This is a genomic window from Azotobacter chroococcum (genome assembly GCF_002220155.1).
GTDB classification, from domain to species: Bacteria; Pseudomonadota; Gammaproteobacteria; order Pseudomonadales; family Pseudomonadaceae; genus Azotobacter; species Azotobacter chroococcum.
In genome coordinates this window covers 1,930,821-1,949,744 of the sequence record NZ_CP011835.1, presented here as the reverse complement: position 1 = coordinate 1,949,744, position 18,924 = coordinate 1,930,821, and the positions used below count along the sequence as shown (strand labels likewise).

Sequence of the window (18,924 nt, the reverse complement as noted above, 5' to 3'; positions counted from 1 at the left end):
GCGGCAGCCGTCAGGCTGCCACGCCGCTGTGGAAGCGGAACTCTGCATCCGGCGTGAGGATCGCCTGGCGCTCGACCTCGGCAAAGAAGGCCACACGCGCGTCGATCGACTCGCCGGCATACTGGCGGGCCATGCCCAGATAATCCTGATAATGCCGCGCCTCCGAGGCGAGCAGCGAGATATAGAAGCGCCCCAGCTCCTCGTCGAGAAAGGGCGCCAGGCGATGGAAACGCTCGCAGGAACGCGCCTCGATGTAGGCGCCGACGATCAGTGTATCCACCAGCCGGCCCGGCTCGTTCTTGCGGATATGCGCATGCAGGCGCTGGGCGTAGTGCGAGGCGCTGAGCGGTCGGTAGACGACACCGCGCTTCTTCATCAGCTCGGCCACCTGCTCGAAATGGCGCAACTCCTCGCGGGCCAGGCGCGACAGCTTGTACTGCAGATCCTCCTTGTCGACATGCCGGAACAGCAGGGTCAACGCCGTGCCGGCCGCCTTCTTCTCGCAGTTGGCGTGATCGATCAGCAGGATCTCGGGGTGCTGCAACGCCTGCTCGATCCAGGCCAGGGGGGTCGGGCAGAGCAGGAAGCTTTCGATTTCGGGAAGCAGGGACATGGCAATCTGACTGGTCTTGGAAGGCCCGGCATTATACGGTTCCCGCCTGCTGCGGAGGAGTCGGCCGCCCCGTTCTCTAGATGCGCATCTGCATGCCCTCGCGCAGGAAGCGCGGGGCGATGTAGCGTTCGTAATGGGCCTCGGAGAGCAGGAAGAACTCCCGGTCGATGGCATCGCGCAAGGCCGGCAATTCCCAGCCGCGAAACTCCGGCAACAGGGCGATGCCATAGGCCTCGAGCTGGTTGATCGCCCGGGCACCGCGGACGATCAGCTGATAAGCCCAGCAATACGCCGACTGCTCGGCCACGAAGCGGATCTGCCGCTGCTCCAGCTGCCTGCGCAGCCGCTGCGCATCGAACACCTCCAGCTTGGCCTGCACCACCTGCACCAGCAGAGCCTCCAGGCGCATCCAGACGGCGCGCTTTTCCTCTTCGGTGTACTGGTTCCAGTTCACCACCTCGTGGTGGAAACGCTTGCAGCCCCGGCAGACCAGATCACCATAGACTGTTGAGCAGAGACCGATACAGGGCGTCTTGATACGCTGATGGGACATGGGCGAAGGGGGTAACCAGGGAAAAGCGGGGAGCGGGGCGATATCTTAGCCCTTTGTCTAGGCCCGGTCACCCGCATGAAGCCCCGGGCGGCTTTAACTCGACCCCCGCTTTCCAGTACACTGCCAACGCCTTTTTGGCACCACTGTCCAGTCGAAGCTGTTTTCAAAGCGTCACGAGCACAGTTGACCCGAATGGAACGGCGCAGGCACCCACCACAGGGTGCCGACGCCTCCCCTCCCTCGGCGTAAAACTTTGAAAACAGCTTCTGGAGGGGGATCGTCGCAACCTTGGCCGTGCCGCCCATAAAGCGGCGAAGGCGCTTGCGTGCGGAGATTCCCAGGATGAGTGTCCCGGAAACCCCTGGGACCACTGATGAGGGTAAAACTGTGCTTGAAGCCTATCGCAAACACGTAGAAGAGCGTGCCGCCCAGGGCGTCGTGCCCCAGCCGCTGAACGCCGAGCAGACCGCAGGCCTGGTCGAACTGCTGAAGAACCCGCCGGCCGGCGAAGAAGCCTTCCTGGTTGACCTGATCACCAACCGTGTTCCGCCGGGCGTGGACGAAGCAGCCTACGTCAAGGCCGGTTTCCTCTCCGCCATCGCCAAGGGCGAAGCCACTTCCCCGCTGATCAGCAAGACCCGCGCCGTCGAGCTGCTGGGCACCATGCAGGGCGGCTACAACATCGCCACCCTGGTCGAGCTGCTGGACAGCGCCGAGCTGGCCACCGTGGCCGCCGAGCAACTCAAGCACACCCTGCTGATGTTCGACGCCTTCCACGACGTCGCCGAGCGCGCCAAGAAGGGCAACGCCGCCGCCAAGGCCGTGCTGCAGTCCTGGGCTGACGGCGAGTGGTTCACCGCCAAGCCGGCCGTTCCGGAAAAAGTCACCCTGACCGTGTTCAAGGTCCCGGGCGAAACCAACACCGACGACCTGTCCCCCGCTCCGGACGCCTGGTCGCGCCCCGACATCCCGCTGCACGCGCTGGCCATGCTGAAGATGGCCCGCGACGGCATCGAGCCGGTTCAGCCGGGCTCCGTCGGCCCGCTGAAGCAGATCGAAGCGGTCAAGGCCAAGGGCTTCCCGGTCGCCTACGTCGGTGACGTGGTCGGTACCGGTTCCTCGCGCAAGTCCGCCACCAACTCGGTGCTGTGGTTCTTCGGCGACGACATCCCCTACGTGCCGAACAAGCGCGCCGGCGGCTTCTGCTTCGGCACCAAGATCGCCCCGATCTTCTACAACACCATGGAAGACGCCGGCGCCCTGCCGATCGAATTCGACTGCACCAACCTGGCCATGGGCGACGTCATCGACGTCTACCCGATCAAGGGTGAAGTGCGCCGCAACGGCAGCGACGAGCTGGTCACCAGCTTCTCGCTGAAGACCGACGTGCTGCTCGACGAAGTCCGCGCCGGCGGCCGTATCCCGCTGATCATCGGCCGCGGCCTGACCGAGAAGGCCCGCGCCGAGCTGGGTCTGGCTCCGTCCACCCTGTTCAAGAAGCCGGAAGCGCCGGCCGACAGCGGCAAGGGCTTCACCCTCGCCCAGAAGATGGTTGGCCGCGCCTGCGGTCTGCCGGAAGGCAAGGGCGTCCGTCCGGGCACCTACTGCGAACCGAAGATGACCACCGTCGGTTCCCAGGACACCACCGGCCCGATGACCCGCGACGAGCTGAAGGACCTGGCCTGCCTGGGCTTCTCCGCCGACCTGGTGATGCAGTCCTTCTGCCACACCGCCGCCTATCCGAAGCCCATCGACGTCAAGACCCACCACACCCTGCCGGACTTCATCATGAACCGCAGCGGCGTGTCCCTGCGTCCGGGCGACGGCATCATCCACAGCTGGCTGAACCGCATGCTGCTGCCGGATACCGTCGGTACCGGTGGTGACTCGCACACCCGCTTCCCGATCGGCATCTCCTTCCCGGCCGGCTCCGGCCTGGTGGCCTTCGCCGCCGCCACCGGCGTCATGCCGCTGGACATGCCGGAATCCGTTCTGGTGCGCTTCAAGGGCAAGCTGCAGCCCGGCATCACCCTGCGTGACCTGGTGCATGCCATCCCCTACTACGCGATCCAGGCCGGCCTGCTGACCGTCGAGAAGAAGGGCAAGAAGAACATCTTCTCCGGCCGCATTCTCGAGATCGAAGGTCTGGACAGCCTGACCGTCGAGCAAGCCTTCGAGCTGTCCGACGCCTCCGCCGAGCGTTCCGCTGCCGGTTGCGCCATCAAGCTGCCGGAAGCGGCCATCGCCGAATACCTGCGCTCGAACATCACCATGCTGCGCTGGATGATCGGCGAAGGCTACGGCGATGCCCGAACCCTGGAGCGTCGCGCCCAGGCGATGGAAGCCTGGCTGGCCAATCCGAAGCTGCTGGAAGCCGACAAGGACGCCGAATACGCCGCGGTGATCGAGATCGACCTGTCCGAAGTGAAGGAGCCGGTTCTCTGCGCGCCGAACGACCCGGACGACGCCCGCCTGCTGTCCACCGTTGCCGGTCAGAAGATCGACGAAGTGTTCATCGGCTCGTGCATGACCAACATCGGTCACTTCCGCGCTGCCGGCAAGCTGCTCGACAAGGTCAAGGGCGGCATCCCGACCCGTCTGTGGCTGGCTCCGCCGACCAAGATGGACGCCCACCAGTTGACCGAGGAAGGCTACTACGGCATCTACGGCAAGGCCGGTGCGCGCATGGAAATGCCGGGCTGCTCGCTGTGCATGGGTAACCAGGCCCGCGTACAGACCGGTTCGACCGTGGTTTCCACCTCGACCCGTAACTTCCCGAACCGTCTGGGCGATGCGACCAACGTGTTCCTGGCTTCCGCCGAACTGGCGTCGGTCGCCTCGATCCTTGGCAAGCTGCCGACCGTTGAGGAGTACATGGAATACGCGAAGAACATCGACACCATGGCTGCCGATATCTATCGCTACCTGTCCTTCGACCAGATCGCCGAGTACAAGGAAGCGGCGGCCAAGGCCGAACTCCCGGTCCTGCAGGTCTAAGCGACACTCCCGCTGAATGAAGAAGCCCCGCCCCGTGCGGGGCTTCTTCTTTTCTGCAGTCCTGCGCTAGAGTGGCCACAGGTCGAAAGGCCGATGCCCCAGGCCCTGGCATATCGCTTGCTTCGTATCCAGCAGCCTCGGCGGTCCCAACGGCGGGACCCCACTCACCGACAATGGCGTCGCTTTCGGCCCTGCCCCAGGCAGCCGCCGGGCGACGCCTTTTCGTTCAGCGCCGGAAGACACCATGACAGACCACCAAGCCCCCCCCAGAACAGATGCCCAGGCCTGGGTCGCGGGCAGCGACGCCCCCGAGAAGAGTTCGATCAATCTGGGCTTCATGCCGCTCACCGACTCCGCGTCGCTGATCGTCGCCGCCACCCAGGGCTTCGCCGAACCTTACGGACTGAGCCTCAACCTCAAGCGCCAGGTGTCCTGGTCGGGCCTGCGCGACAAGCTGATCAGCGGCGAACTGGACGCCGCCCAGGGGCTGTATGGACTGGTCTACAGCATGCAGCTCGGCATCGGCGGCGCAGCGGCGACCGACATGGCGGTGCTGATGGGCCTCAACCAGAACGGTCAGAGCATCAACCTGTCGACACCGCTCCAGCAGGCCGGAGTGTGCAGTGGCGAGACACTGGCCCAACATGTGCACCGCAGCAGTGCAAAGCTCACCCTGGCCCAGACCTTCCCCACCGGAACCCATGCCCTCTGGCTCTACTACTGGCTCGCCAGCCTGGGCATCCATCCGCTCCGGGACGTGAACACCCTGGTGGTGCCGCCGCCGCAGATGGTCGAACACCTGCGCGCCGGGCGCATCGACGGCTTCTGCGCCGGCGAGCCCTGGGGCGCCCACGCCATCGACCAAGGCATGGGCTTCACCGTCGCCACCAGCCAGTCGATCTGGCCGGACCACCCCGAGAAGGTCCTCGGCTGCACCCGCGCCTTCGTCGAGCAGTATCCCAACACCGCCCGCGCCCTGGTCATGGCCGTGCTGGAGGCTAGCCGCTTCATCGATGCCAGCGAAGAGAACAAGATCAGTACCGCGCAGTTGATCAGCGCCGACGCGTATGTGGCCGCGCCACGCCAGGTGATCGAGCCGCACTTTCTCGGCAACTATGAGGACGGCAACGGCCACGCCTGGCGGGACGGCCATGCCCTGCGCTTTCATGGCGACGGCGCGGTCAACCTGCCCTATCTCTCCGACGGCCTCTGGTTCATGACCCAGTTCCGCCGCTGGGGGCTGTTGCGCGAAGATCCGGATTACCTCGCCATCGCCAGCCAGGTGCAGCAGCTCGCGCTGTACCGCGACGCCGCCAGCGCTCTCGGCATCCCGCAACCCGCCTCGCCCATGCGCAGCGCCACCCTGCTGGATGGCAGGCACTGGGACGGCTCCGATCCTGCGGCCTACGCCCGCAGCTTTGATCTGCACGCCCTGAACGAGGCGACCTCCTCGGCCGACGACCAAGGAACATCCCCATGCTGCGCATCCTCCTGATCAACGACACAGCGAAGAAGGTCGGCCGCCTGAGAAGCGCCCTGGTCGAGGCCGGCTTCGAGGTCATCGACGAGTCCGGCCTGACCATCGACCTGCCGGCGCGGGTCGAGGCCGTGCGCCCCGACGTGATCCTCATCGATACCGAATCGCCCGGCCGCGACGTGATGGAGCAGGTGGTGCTGGTCAGCCGCGACCAGCCGCGGCCGATCGTCATGTTCACCGACGAGCACGATCCGAAGGTGATGCGCCAGGCCATCCAGGCCGGGGTCAGCGCCTACATCGTCGAAGGCATCCAGACCCAGCGCCTGCAGCCGATCCTCGACGTGGCCATGGCCCGCTTCGAGAGCGACCAGGCCCTGCGCGCCCAGTTGCAGGCCCGCGAGGCACAGCTGGCCGAGCGCAAGCGCGTCGAGCTGGCCAAGGGCCTGCTGATGAAGATGAAGAACTGCAGCGAGGAGGAGGCCTACACCCTGATGCGCCGCCAGGCGATGAGCCGCCAGCAGAAGCTGATCCAGGTCGCCGAACAGGTCATCGCCATGCACGACATGCTCGGCAGCTGAGGGGACCCCGGCCCCTCGCTCTCGCGCCTCAGGCCAGGCCGAGAAACTTCAGCGCCGCCCGGTAGATCTTATCGCCGGCGCAGACGATCACCAGCGAGTCGCCGGACTTCGCCCCGCTCAGCAGGTTGGTCAGCTGGCGGGTCACCCCGAACGGATTCTGCAGCACCGCCACCTGTACCTCGTCGCCTTCGGGCATCATCTGCTCGGCCACCAGCCGGTCCGGCTTCATGGTGACCGTGACGCCGAGCACCTTGTCGCCGAAGCGGGTTTCGAGAAATTCGCTGCCGGACGAGCGTTGCGTGGTCGACCTGATGCTGACTGGTTTCATGATTTCACCCCTGTTGAGAATGCGGGGGAATCTACCAAAACGTCCGTGCCGAAACCCAGCCTTGAGTGCATCGAGCCGCCAGTCGCGCCCGTTATTTCCCCATCCCAAGGTCTGACTTGCCAGCCCCCCAACCACACGCGTATGTTCGGCAGGCAGGCCAGCGCACTGGCCAACGTCGCTCGGACGGTTCCGGGCGCCTACGTCTTTCGAGGAAATCATGGCCGAACACGGCAAGCGCCGCTTTGCGCGCATCGATCGTCTCCCCCCCTACGTCTTCAACATCACCGCCGAACTGAAGATGGCCGCCCGCCGCCGCGGCGAGGACATCATCGACTTCAGCATGGGCAACCCCGACGGCGCCACCCCGCCGCACATCGTCGAGAAACTGGTGCAGGTCGCCCGCCGCGAGGACACTCACGGCTATTCCACCTCCCGCGGCATTCCGCGCCTGCGCCGCGCCATCTCGCACTGGTACCAGGATCGCTACGCCGTCGAGATCGACCCGGACAGCGAGGCCATCGTCACCATCGGCTCCAAGGAAGGCCTGGCGCACCTGATGCTGGCCACCCTCGACCATGGCGACAGCGTGCTGGTGCCCAACCCCAGCTACCCGATCCACATCTACGGCGCGGTGATCGCCGGCGCCCAGGTGCGCTCGGTGCCGCTGGTGCCCGGCATGGATTTCTTCGCCGAACTGGAACGGGCGATCCGCGAGACGATTCCCAAGCCGAAGATGATGATCCTGGGCTTTCCCTCCAACCCCACCGCGCAGTGCGTGGAGCTGGACTTCTTCGAGCGCGTGGTGGCCCTGGCCAAGCAGTACGACATCCTCGTGGTGCACGACCTGGCCTACGCCGACATCGTCTACGACGGCTGGAAGGCTCCCTCGATCATGCAGGTGCCGGGCGCCAAGGACATCGCCGTGGAGTTCTTCACCCTGTCGAAGAGCTACAACATGGCCGGCTGGCGCATCGGCTTCATGGTCGGCAACCAGGAGCTGGTCGGCGCCCTGGCGCGGATCAAGAGCTACCACGACTACGGCACCTTCACCCCGCTGCAGGTGGCCGCCATCGCCGCGCTGGAAGGCGACCAGCAGTGCGTGCGCGACATCGCCGAGCAGTACCGCGAGCGGCGCAACCTGCTGGTCAAGGGCCTGCACGAGATCGGCTGGATGGTGGATAAGCCCAAGGCTTCCATGTACATCTGGGCGAAGATCCCCGCGCCCTACGCCCATCTCGGCTCGCTGGAGTTCGCCAAGAAGCTGCTGGCCGAGGCCAAGGTCTGCGTCTCGCCGGGGCTGGGCTTCGGCGATTACGGCGATGACCATGTGCGCTTCGCCCTGATCGAGAACCTCGACCGTACTCGCCAGGCGATCCGTGGCATCAAGGCCATGTTCCGCGCCGACGGCCTGCTCGAGGGCGTGCCGGAAAAGGCGCGCAAGGCCGACGCCAGCCACTGAGCCCGAGCTGCCCCGTCCCCGCGACGGGGCAACCTCTCCGCAATCTCCCAGAAAACCTTCCCCCTATGTCTACCCTCGAACAACTGCGCCGCGGCGGACTGGCCGGCAGCACGCGTCTGGATCTCTCTGCCGAACTGCACGAATTTCCCGAGGAAATCTTCGCCCTGGCCGACAGCCTGGAGATCCTCAACCTCTCGGGCAATCGCCTGGCCAGCCTGCCGGCGGACCTGCCGCGCCTGCGCAAGCTGCGCATCCTGTTCTGTTCGGACAATCCGTTCACCACGCTGCCGGAGGTGCTCGGCGACTGCCCGCAGCTGGAAATGGTCGGCTTCAAGGCCAACCGCATCCGTCATCTGCCCGCCGCCGCCCTGCCGCCACGGTTGCGCTGGCTGATCCTGACCGACAACCGTCTGGAACGCCTGCCCGCCGAGCTGGGTGACTGCAGCCGGTTGCAGAAGCTGATGCTGGCCGGCAACCAGTTGCAGTCGCTGCCGCGGCATCTGGCCGGGCTGAGCCGGCTGGAACTGCTGCGCATCGCCGCCAACCGCCTCGAAACCCTGCCCGGCTGGCTGGCGGAGCTGCCGCGACTGTCCTGGCTGGCCTTCGCCGGCAATCCCTTCAGCGACGCCAGCGAGGCGGAGATTCTGCGCCAGCATCCGCTGCCGCCGATTCCGCGCAGCAGCATCGAGCTTGGAGAGATCCTCGGCCAGGGGGCCTCCGGCATCATTCACCGCGCCGACTGGCAGCGCCCCGGGCAGCCGGCGCAAGCCATGGCGGCCAAGTTGTTCAAGGGCAACGTGACCAGCGACGGCCTGCCGCACAGCGAAATGGCCGCCTGCCTCGCCGCCGGCGAGCAGGCCAACCTGATCCGCGTGGCCGGACCGCTGGCCGAACAACCGGGAGCGCCACCGGGCCTGCTGCTGGAGCTGATCGACCCGGCCTTCCGCGCGCTCGCCGGGCCACCGTCGCTGGTCAGCTGCACCCGCGACTGCTACGCGCCGGAGCGGCGCTTCACCTTCGACGAGGCGCTGCGCATCGTCCGCGGCGTGGCTGCGGCGGTGGCGCATCTGCATGGACGCGGCATCCTGCATGGCGACCTGTACGCCCACAATCTCCTGGTGAACGGCAATGGCGACTGCCTGCTCGGCGACTTCGGCGCCGCCTCGTTCTTCGATCCGGGCAGCGCCCCCGGCCAAGCCCTGCAGCGCATCGAGGCGCGTGCCTTCGGCTGCCTGCTGGAGGAACTGCTGGAGCATTGTCAACCGGATGACCAGCCCAAGCGCCAGCAGCGCCTGCGCCATCTGCAGGAGCAGTGCATGACCGCGCAGATCGACCAGCGACCGGACTTCGCCGCCCTGAGCGCCAGTCTCGCCGCCCTCTGAGAACCGGGCTCAGGCCTGGCGGAACAGCCGCTCCACGTCCTCTGCCAGGCACAGTCCGGTGCCCGGGCGCATCAGGCTCGCGGCGGCCGCGGCCATCCCATAGCGCACCGCATCATGCAGGCTCCAGCCCCGGCTCAGGGCGAGCACCGTGGCGCCGACCACGCTGTCGCCGGCTCCCACCGCACTGCGCAGCGGCACGTCGAAGGCGCGGAAGCGCTCCACCCCCTCCCGGCTCGCCAGCAGCGCGCCTTCGGCGCCAAGCGAGAGGACGACGATCTCGACGGCATCTCGCTCGACCAGCGCACGCACTGCCGCCTCCTGATCGGCCTCGCTCTCCAGTGCCCAGCCCGTGAGCGTGGACAGTTCGTGCAGGCTCGGCTTCAGCAGATGGATGCCGCCCAGCTCCACCGCATGACGCAAGGCCTCTCCCGAGTAATCGAGCACCAGCTTCGCGCCGATCCGTTGCGCCAGGGCCGCGATCTGGTCATGGAAGTCCAGCGCCACGCCGGTCGGAAAGCTGCCGCTGACGACCAGCCAGGACGGCGCCGGGGCGAGCGCGGCGATGGCCTCCAGGCAAGCCTGCCGCTCGTCCGGCGTCAAGGTCGGGCCGGGCAGGACGAAGCGGTACTGCAGGCCGGTATCGCCCTCGTCCACGGTGAAGCTTTCCCGGGTATCGCCGGCGATCGGCACCCGCAGCGCGGGCAGGCCAAGCTCTTCCAGCGCGCGCTGCAGCATCGCGCCGAACGGACCACCGGCCGGATAGACCGCCAGGCTGTCGCCGCCGAGGTTCCGGATCACCCGCGCCACATTGATGCCGCCGCCTCCCGGCTCGTAGCGTGGCAGAGAGCAGCGCAACTTGCTGGTCGGCGCCAGGCGCGCGATGCCGGTGGAGACATCCATCGCGGGATTGAGGGTCAGGGTGGCGATGCGCGGCATGAAACGCTCCAGCAGGATGTGGCAGAGCGAATATTTAACCAGAGCTTTGGGGTCGGGGTGGCAATACGGAATATGGCGGACGCCAGACTGTCCGCCCCACTGAGCTGCAAACAGGTCCGGCGTTCGCGTTCAGCGGCTGGCGGGCGACGAAATGCGCGATAGCCCGACTCGCCCCGCACCGCGGATGGCCAACAGCGCGCCTCACTGCAGCACAGGCGTCACCACCTCCTTCAGGTCGATGCGTTTCCAGTTCGGCTTTTCCCCCAGACGCGCATTGAAGCGGGTGTTGAAGGTGAACTCGTCCTCGGTGTGCTGGCTCAGCGGCTTGCCATAGACCGCCTGCAGCGCCGTCAGCTCGTAGCCCATCAGCTGCAGCAGCGTGGGGAAGATGTTGTAGTGGCTGGAGCGGTCCTTGTTGCCCGCCAGCTCGCGCTGCCAGTCGAGGTCACGCAGGCCGCCACCCTGGATCACGACCAGCGGCACCAGGCCTTCCTCCACCACCGGATCGCCACCGCAGTGGGTGTCGAGCCCGGGGTTGCCGCGCTCGTGCAGGTCCTGGCCATGGTCGGAGGTGTAGATCAGCACCGCGTTGTCGAGCCTGGCCTGGGCGAAGATGCGGGCAAAAAACTCGCCGACGTTCCACAGCAGGGTATTTTTGTAGGCGTTGCGGTAACGCCCCCAGTCGTCGGCCTGCCCGTCAAAGCCGTCGCGCTCGCCGGTGTCCGAAATATCGGCGTACTGACCCCGTGGCAATGCCGGACGATAGTGCATGAAGTCGTCCGGGTACTTGTCGTGCACCGGGAAGTGCGCACCAATCTTGTTGATGTAGACCAGCTCCGCCGTGTCGTTGCCAAGCAGCTCGATGAGCTTCTGCGCTGCGGCCATATCGCGGTCGCGCACCGGCATGTGATCGAACTGGACGAACTCGTCGATCTCCCGCCGCTCGCTCCTGGTCATCAGGTTCTGCAGGCGACCACCGACGCGCTGTGCATCGATGTAGACCGTGCGCAACCCGGCCTTTCTGGCGTATTGCCAGATCGAGGGCATGGTCGAATTGATGCGCAGGTAGTCGCTGCGCGTACCACCGTAACGCAGGGTGACGTTGGTATCGGCGCTGCAGTTGGCAATGGCGGCGGCATAACCGTAGTTGTAGACGGTCGCGCCAGGAGGAGACTGCCTGAGGTTGCTGCGCACGCCATGTTCGGCGTTGATGTCCAGGTAGTTGCCGGACACGCTTTCGTCGACGATCAGCACGATGTCGTGGCCGACGGCCTGGGCATGGCGCGGCAGGCTCACCGTCTCCCGCGGCCCCACGGTGCTGCTCGCCGCCTCGTAGGCGAACAGGTTCAGGTAGGTCAGCGGCGTGTACATCGCCGGCAGGCCGCGGGCGCCCTCGCCGCTGCGCGCGAACAGAATCGTCGTCAGCAGCAGCACGCCGCAGAGCGGCGCCGCCACCAGTGCATACTCCGGCAGCGGCAGGCGCCGCCGCGGCGCGAGCGCGATGCCGAACAGCAACAGCAGGGCTCCGACACTGGAGCGGAGGATGCTCTCCCGGTACTGATAGAAGGCTTCGTCGATGAAACCGCCGGAGTAGATCAGCGAGACGAAGGTGCTGTAGGTCAGGTAATCGGCAGTGACCCGGTTATAGACGTCGAAGAACAACGTACTGGCGAAAAACAGCAGGGCGAACAGATAGCGGACGGCCGCCAGGCGGACATGGGCGACCAGCCACAGGGCCACCAGCAGTACGGCGAACACGCCGGCAAACAGCAGCAGCGGCACACCGAATCCCAGCGCGGCCAAACGCTCGAGGTAATAGTCCGAGTGACTCAGCAGATACAGGCCGAGCAGCAGTTCCTTCAAGTAAATTGCCATGGCGTCCTCTCCACGATGCTGCAGCCGCGGCGCCGACATCTTGGATAGAGGTGCCTAAGCTCAAGTAAACCATTTGTAACACTAGCAGCGCGCTTGCCATGCACAAGCCGCGGCGAGCCTGGACGAGCCGTGCGCGGCAACCGGCGCCAGGGACGAGGCCCGCTTCACTTCCCGCGCGCGGCGGATAGCTCGGAGCCATGTGCAGCCATGCCCCATCCGTGTGCAAACAACGATCACCCGCCTCGTTTTAGCTCAGGATCGCCTGGCAAAGACCCCGGGAGCCCCGTAAATGGCCGCTTCAATTTCGGCATAGGTATTGCTAAGTATTTTGTACAGGGCAGCCAACGGCGGTTGCCTGTTGAACGACAAAGGCGTCGCATCACCCTCGCTCCGGCGAGTCGTGGTGTGGCGCCTTTTGCGTTTCGGCCCCAGCGTCCGGGGCGGTGAACGGTGGCCCTCGTGGCCCGCCCTTTTCAACCTGTTGTGGCTCCGGTCCAGGCACGCGCATCGCCTGCCGACCCACCGGAGTTTTCTTGCCACCGATGAGGTGTTCGATGAATACGAGTTTCTGGAAGGCTGGCCACACCCCCACGCTGTTCGCCGCATTCCTCTATTTCGACCTGAGCTTCATGGTCTGGTACGTGCTCGGTCCGCTGGGCGTGCAGATCGCCACCGACCTCGGGCTGACCACCCAGCAGCGCGCCATGATGGTCGCCACGCCGATCCTTTCCGGCGCCGTGCTGCGCTTCCTGATGGGCCTGCTGGCCGACCGCACTTCGCCGAAGAGCGCCGGCATCCTCGGCCAGGCGATCGTCATCGCCGCCCTGGCGGTGGCCTGGACCATGGGCATCCACAGCTACGAGCAGGCGCTGCTGCTCGGCCTGTTCCTCGGCGTTGCCGGCGCCTCCTTCGCCGTGGCCCTGCCGCTGGCCTCGCAGTGGTACCCGCCGCAGCACCAGGGCAAGGCCATGGGCATCGCCGGCGCCGGCAACTCCGGCACCGTGCTCGCCGCCCTCTTCGCCCCCGGCCTGGCTGCAGCCTTCGGCTGGAACAACGTGTTCGGCCTGGCGCTGATCCCGCTGGTGCTGACCCTGGTCATCTTCGCCACCTGTGCCAGGAACGCCCCGGAACGCCCGCAACCCAAGGCCGTCTCCGACTACCTCAAGGCCCTCGCCGACCGTGACAGCTGGTGGTTCATGCTGTTCTACAGCGTGACCTTCGGCGGCTTCCTCGGCCTGGCCAGCACCCTGCCCGGCTACTTCCACGACCAGTACGGCTTCGACCCGGTGAAGGCCGGCTACTACACCGCTGCCTGCGTGTTCGCCGGCAGCCTGCTGCGCCCGCTCGGCGGCGCCCTGGCCGACCGCATCGGCGGCATCCGCACCCTGCTGGTGATGTACACCCTGGCCGCCCTGTGCATCGCCGTGGTCGGCTTCAACCTGCCCAGCTCGACCGCCGCGCTGGCCCTCTTCGTGGTGGCCATGCTCAGCCTGGGCGCCGGCAACGGCGCGGTGTTCCAGCTGGTGCCGCAGCGCTTTCGCAAGGAGATCGGCGTGATGACCGGCCTGATCGGCATGGCCGGCGGCATTGGCGGTTTCGCCCTGACCGCCGGCCTCGGCGCCATCAAGCAGTCCACCGGCGACTACCAGCTCGGCCTGTGGCTGTTCGCCGCGCTCGGCGTGGTCGCCTGGATCGGCCTGCACGGGGTGAAGAAGCGCTGGCGCACCACCTGGGGCAGCGCCGCGGTGACCGCCGCGCGGGTCTGACCCCACAGCGGTGCCGCTCGCCAACCGATGGCCCCCACGCTCCCGCGTGGGGGCCTTTTTCACATCCAGCCGCCCAGTACCGCCCCCGGAGATCGCATGACCCTGCAACTCAGCATCGGCGAAGCCAGCGCCGCCGGCCCCGCCCGGAAAACCAGGACGCCCTGCGCGTGGTCACCCCGGCAGCGGCCCTGGCGGCGAGCAAGGGCTGCCTGTTCGCCCTCGCCGACGGCGTCAGCCAGTGCGCCGACGGCGGCCTGGCGGCGCGCGCCACCCTGCAGGCCCTGGCCATGGACTACTACGCCACCCCGGAAACCTGGGCCGTGGCGCAGGCGCTGGACCGCCTGCTGATGGCGCAGAACCGCTGGCTGCAGGCCAACGGCGGCGGCCAGCCGCTGCTCACCACCCTCACCGCCCTGGTCCTGCGCGGGCGGCGCTTCACCCTCGCCCATGTCGGCGACTGCCGGGCCTACCGCTGGCGCGACGGGCAGCTCGAGCGCCTGACCGAGGAGCACGTCTGGGAACAGCCTGAGATGCGCCACGTGCTCAAGCGCGCGATGGGCCTGGACCAGCACCTGCTGGTCGACTATCTGGACGGCGACCTGCAGGAGGGCGACGCCTTCCTGCTGGTCAGCGACGGCGTCTGGGTCACCCTCGGCGATCCGGGCATCCGTCGCATCCTCGCCGACGAGCCGGACCTGCCGGCCGCGGCCCAGGCGCTGGTGCGCGCCGCCCACCTGGCCGGCAGCCCGGACAACGCCAGCGCCCTGCTGCTGCGCGTCGAGCGCCTGCCGGAAGGCTCGCTGGCCGACAGCCTGGCGCAGCTGCAGCACTGGCCGCCGCCGCCCGCACTGCGCGAGGGCCAGCTGTTCGAGGGCTGGCGGATCGACGGCCTGCTGGCCGAGTCGCGCCAGTCCCTGGTCTATCGGGTGCGCGATGGCCAGGATCATCGCTGGCTGCTGAAGACCCTGCCGCCCGCCCGGCACAGCGAGGCCGAGGCCGGCCAGGCCCTGCTGCTGGAGGAATGGTTCCTGCGCCGGGTGGCGGGCCGCTATTTCCCCGAGGTCGCGCCGTTGCCGCAACGCCAGCATCTCTATTACGTGCAGCGCGAATATCCCGGCCGCACCCTGGCCGAACACCTGCAGGCGCACGGCCCGCTGACGCTGGCCCAGTGGCTGGACCTCGCCCCTCGCCTGCTGCGCGCCCTCGGCATGCTGCACCGGCGCAACATCCTGCACCGCGACATCAAGCCGGAAAACCTGCTGTGGGACGAGGACGGCGAGCTGCGCCTGCTCGATTTCGGCCTGGCCTACTGTCCGGGCCTGTCCCGCGACGAGGCCCACAGCCTGCCCGGCACGCCCAGCTACATCGCCCCGGAAGCCTTCGCCGGCGCCGCACCCGACGTTGGCCAGGACCTCTACGCCGCCGGCGTCACCCTCTATGTCCTGCTCACCGGCCACTATCCCTATGGCGAGATCGAGGCCTTCCAGCATCCGCGCTTCGGCACGCCGACGCCAGCCAGCCGCTACCGCCCGGACCTGCCCGCCTGGCTCGACGAAAACCTGCGCCGGGCGCTGGTCGCCGATCCCCGGCAACGCTTCGAAACCGCCGAGGAGTGGCTGCTCGAACTGGAGCAGGCCGAACGCCGGCCCCAGGAGCTGCGTCCCCGCCCCTGGCTGGAGCGCGAACCGCTGAAGGTCTGGCGCGGTATCGCCCTGCTTTCCCTGCTGCTCAACCTGGTGCTGTTCGCCGTGCTGGTCGCCACCCGCTGACCCTTAGCGCACCAAAACAGAGCAACCAGCACCAGAATAACGCACAGAAGGACTGATCAACCCAGTCACACACTCGGAAAATCCCTTTCAAACCAGCCACTCACGGAGTTGGCACAGCCCCTGCATTAAAAAATCCGACAGATCACATAAACACTGCCTTCAACGTGGAGGGTGGTGTTTCCCGACAGAACGGGAATGGACAAAGGCGTCCTCGCTGGGTAACCGGCGGGACGCCTTTTTTGTTTTTCGCTTTCCGTAACGGAGAAGAGCGATGGAAAAACTCAAGCTGGTGATGATCGGCAACGGCATGGCCGGGGTACGCACCCTGGAAGAACTGCTCAAGCTCGCCCCGGACCTCTACGAGATCACGGTGTTCGGCGCCGAACCGCACCCGAACTACAACCGCATCCTGCTCTCTCCGGTGCTGGCCGGCGAACAGACCTTCGAGGAGATCATCCTCAACGATCTGGACTGGTACCGGGACAACGACATCGACCTGCGCATCGGCTGCAAGGTGGTCGACATCGACCGCGAGAATCGCCGGGTGATCGCCGAGGATGGCAGCGTGGCCGAGTACGACCGCCTGCTCGTCGCCACCGGCTCCAGCCCCTTCATCCTGCCGATCCCCGGCAAGGATCTGCAGGGCGTGATCGGCTACCGCGACATCGCCGACACCGAGATGATGATGGAAACCGCCAGGACCCACCGCCACGCGCTGGTGATCGGCGGCGGCCTGCTCGGCCTGGAAGCGGCCAACGGTCTCAAGCTGCGCGGCATGGAGGTGACCGTGGTGCACCTCGGCGACTGGCTGCTCGAGCGCCAGCTCGACAAGACCGCCGGCAAGCTGCTGCAGAGCGCCCTGGAGGCGCGCGGCATCCAGTTCCGCCTCAACACCAACACCGCCGCCCTGCTCGACGACGGCGAGGGCCGGGTTGCCACCGCGCGCTTCAGCGACGACGAGGAGATCCCCGCCGATCTGGTGGTGATGGCCGCCGGCATCCGTCCCAACGCCGAGCTGGCCGAGCGTGCGGGCCTGGCCTGCAACCGCGGCATCCAGGTCGACGACTGCCTGCAGACCTCCGACCCGGCCATCTACGCCGTCGGCGAATGCGCCAACCACCGTGGCATCGCCTACGGTCTGGTGGCACCGCTGTTCGAGCAGGCCCGGGTCTGCGCCGACCACCTGGCCCGGCTCGGCAACGCCCGCTACGAGGGCTCGGTGACCTCCACCAAGCTCAAAGTCACCGGCATCGACCTGTTCTCCGCCGGCGACTTCATGGGCACGGAAGGCACCGAGACCATCACCCTCTCCGACCCCATCGGCGGCGTCTACAAGAAGCTGGTGGTCAAGGACGACGTGCTGGTCGGCGCCTGCCTGTACGGCGACACCGCCGACGGCGGCTGGTACTTCCGGCAGATCCGCGAGAGCCACAACGTCGCCGAGATCCGCGACCTCCTGATGTTCGGCGAGAACGCCCTCGGCGATGCCGGCCACCAGGGCCAGGACAAGGCCATGGCGATGAGCGACGAGATGGAGGTCTGCGGCTGCAACGGCGTGTGCAAGGGCTCCATCGTCAAGGCGATCCGGGAAAACGGCCTGCTTTCCGTGGACGAGGTGAAGAAACACACCAAGGCGGCCAGCTCCTGCGGCTCCTGCGCCGGGCTGGTCGAGCAGATCCTGATCAACACCGTCGGCGGCGCCGCGGACGTCAAGCCCAAGAGCGAGAAGCCGGTGTGCGGCTGCACCGACCTCAACCACGGCCAGGTGCGCCAGGCGATCCGCGCGCAGCACCTGACCAGCCTGAGCCAGGCCATGCAGGCCATGGAATGGCGCACCCCCGATGGCTGCGCCACCTGCCGCCCGGCACTGAACTACTACCTGATCTCCACCTGGCCGGGCGAGGCCAAGGACGATCCGCAGTCGCGCCTGATCAACGAGCGCGCCCACGCCAACATCCAGAAGGACGGCACCTACTCGGTGGTGCCGCGCATGTGGGGCGGCGTGACCAACCCCTCCGAGCTGCGGCGCATCGCCGACGTGGCCGACAAGTACCAGATCCCCATGGTCAAGGTCACCGGCGGCCAGCGCATCGACCTGCTCGGCGTGAAGAAGGAAGACCTGCCGGGCGTGTGGAAGGACCTGGACATGCCGTCCGGCCACGCCTACGGCAAGTCCATTCGCACCGTGAAGACCTGCGTCGGCAGCGAATTCTGCCGCTTCGGCACCCAGAACTCGACGCAGATGGGCATCGACCTGGAGCACGCCCTGTTCGGCATGTGGTCGCCGCACAAGGTCAAGCTGGCGGTCTCCGGCTGCCCGCGCAACTGTGCCGAATCGGGCATCAAGGACGTCGGCATCATCGGCGTGGATTCGGGCTGGGAGCTGTACATCGGCGGCAACGGCGGCATCAAGACCGAGGCCGGCGAGTTCTTCGTCAAGGTCAGGAGCGCCGAGGAGGTCATGGAATACAGCCTGGCCTTCCTCCAGCTCTACCGCGAGGAGGCCTTCTACCTGGAGCGCACTGTGCACTACATGCACCGCGTCGGCCTGGAGCACATCAAGCAGGTGGTGCTGGAGGACGAGGCCCGGCGCAAGGAACTGCACCAGCGCCTGCTGTTCGCCCTGTCCTTCGAGCAGGACCCCTGGCAGCAGCAGATCGAGACGCCGGCGCTGAAGAAGGAATTCGAGCGCATCCCGGTCAGGGAAGTGGAAACCGCCTGACGACCACTGCCCCTTTGCAGGAGCGGACTCACCCACGATGTGGGTCGAGCCGAATCCGCTCCTGCAGCCAACCTCCAACGAATTGAGCGAGGAATACCGATGAACTGGCTGGATATCTGCGCCTTGGAAGAGATCAACGTGCTCGGCGCACGCATCGTCGCCGGGCCCAAGGGCGACATCGCCATCTTCCGCACCGCAGGCGACGAGGTGTTCGCCCTCGACGACCGCTGCCCGCACAAGGGCGGGCCGCTGTCCCAGGGGCTGATCTACGGCAAGCGCGTCGCCTGCCCGCTGCACAACTGGCAGATCGACCTGGCGAGCGGCGAAGCCCTGGAGCCGGACGTGGGCTGCACCCACAAGTACCCGGTCAAGATCGAGGGCGGCCGCGTGCTGCTGGCCCTGAAGTCCCTGAAAGACTGCGCCTGACCCCGTAGGGTGGAAAACGCCGCAGGCTTTTCCACCGACGACA

13 protein-coding genes and 1 pseudogene are annotated in these 18,924 nt (G+C 66.9%); 9 read left to right on the top strand and 5 right to left on the bottom strand.

Translation table 11 applies throughout. The features are described 5' to 3' along the window. Nucleotides 1-10: 10 nt before the first annotated feature. Nucleotides 11-613, bottom strand: a complete 603-nt coding sequence (gene miaE / locus ACG10_RS09030; RefSeq protein WP_089167963.1) for a tRNA-(ms[2]io[6]A)-hydroxylase — start codon at nt 611-613, stop codon at nt 11-13. Nucleotides 614-689: 76 nt separating this feature from the next. Beyond that, the gene (locus ACG10_RS09025; protein WP_089167962.1) at nt 690-1,166 is read right to left on the bottom strand and encodes a DUF1289 domain-containing protein; all 477 of its coding nucleotides are present in this window, start codon (nt 1,164-1,166) and stop codon (nt 690-692) included. A gap of 387 nt (nt 1,167-1,553) precedes the next feature. On the opposite strand from ACG10_RS09025, the gene acnB reads away from it, so the two are divergent. The 3 genes from acnB (at nt 1,554) to ACG10_RS09010 (ending at nt 6,218) form a co-directional block, all read left to right on the top strand. Continuing rightward, nucleotides 1,554-4,163, top strand: coding sequence for a bifunctional aconitate hydratase 2/2-methylisocitrate dehydratase (acnB, locus tag ACG10_RS09020; RefSeq protein WP_089167961.1), 2,610 nt, complete (start codon nt 1,554-1,556; stop codon nt 4,161-4,163). 244 nt (nt 4,164-4,407) lie between these two features. Then, a complete protein-coding gene (locus ACG10_RS09015; RefSeq protein WP_089167960.1) occupies nt 4,408-5,658 on the top strand; it encodes a CmpA/NrtA family ABC transporter substrate-binding protein in 1,251 nt (416 codons plus the stop codon). Next, nucleotides 5,640-6,218 (top strand): ANTAR domain-containing response regulator, encoded by a 579-nt coding sequence (locus ACG10_RS09010; protein ID WP_039804482.1) that lies wholly within the window; start codon nt 5,640-5,642, stop codon nt 6,216-6,218. Before ACG10_RS09015 ends, ACG10_RS09010 begins: the two co-directional genes overlap by 19 nt. A gap of 28 nt (nt 6,219-6,246) precedes the next feature. Here the strand turns inward: ACG10_RS09010 and ACG10_RS09005 are convergent, their stop codons facing one another. After that, nucleotides 6,247-6,546 (bottom strand): hypothetical protein, encoded by a 300-nt coding sequence (locus tag ACG10_RS09005; RefSeq protein WP_089167959.1) that lies wholly within the window; start codon nt 6,544-6,546, stop codon nt 6,247-6,249. Between the two features lie 217 nt (nt 6,547-6,763). Between ACG10_RS09005 and alaC the strand changes: the two genes are divergently transcribed. Further along, on the top strand, nt 6,764-8,005 hold the full coding sequence (alaC, locus tag ACG10_RS09000; RefSeq protein WP_198319039.1) for an alanine transaminase: 1,242 nt from the start codon (nt 6,764-6,766) through the stop codon (nt 8,003-8,005). Nucleotides 8,006-8,070: 65 nt separating this feature from the next. After that, nucleotides 8,071-9,387: a leucine-rich repeat-containing protein kinase family protein gene (locus tag ACG10_RS08995; RefSeq protein ID WP_089167957.1), complete on the top strand. Its 1,317-nt coding sequence runs from the start codon at nt 8,071-8,073 to the stop codon at nt 9,385-9,387. 9 nt (nt 9,388-9,396) lie between these two features. On the opposite strand, the gene ACG10_RS08990 is transcribed toward ACG10_RS08995, so the two are convergent. Together ACG10_RS08990 and ACG10_RS08985 are read right to left on the bottom strand one after the other, a co-directional pair. Further along, complete coding sequence (locus ACG10_RS08990) at nt 9,397-10,323, bottom strand: 1-phosphofructokinase family hexose kinase (protein WP_039804487.1); 927 nt, start codon at nt 10,321-10,323, stop codon at nt 9,397-9,399. A 201-nt stretch (nt 10,324-10,524) separates the two neighbouring features. Next, nucleotides 10,525-12,198 (bottom strand): sulfatase-like hydrolase/transferase, encoded by a 1,674-nt coding sequence (locus ACG10_RS08985; protein WP_039804488.1) that lies wholly within the window; start codon nt 12,196-12,198, stop codon nt 10,525-10,527. Between the two features lie 554 nt (nt 12,199-12,752). Between ACG10_RS08985 and ACG10_RS08980 the strand changes: the two genes are divergently transcribed. The 4 genes and pseudogenes from ACG10_RS08980 (at nt 12,753) to nirD (ending at nt 18,881) form a co-directional block, all read left to right on the top strand. Further along, on the top strand, nt 12,753-13,964 hold the full coding sequence (locus ACG10_RS08980) for an MFS transporter (RefSeq protein WP_039804489.1): 1,212 nt from the start codon (nt 12,753-12,755) through the stop codon (nt 13,962-13,964). Nucleotides 13,965-14,060: 96 nt separating this feature from the next. Next, nucleotides 14,061-15,733: pseudogene (locus ACG10_RS08975) on the top strand (protein kinase domain-containing protein). Nucleotides 15,734-16,004: 271 nt separating this feature from the next. Beyond that, nucleotides 16,005-18,455 carry a nitrite reductase large subunit NirB gene (nirB, locus tag ACG10_RS08970; RefSeq protein WP_089167956.1) on the top strand — a complete coding sequence of 817 codons (2,451 nt, stop codon included), beginning with the start codon at nt 16,005-16,007 and terminating at the stop codon, nt 18,453-18,455. A 99-nt stretch (nt 18,456-18,554) separates the two neighbouring features. Continuing rightward, nucleotides 18,555-18,881: a nitrite reductase small subunit NirD gene (gene nirD, locus ACG10_RS08965; RefSeq protein ID WP_089167955.1), complete on the top strand. Its 327-nt coding sequence runs from the start codon at nt 18,555-18,557 to the stop codon at nt 18,879-18,881. The last annotated feature ends 43 nt before the right edge of the window (nt 18,882-18,924 follow it).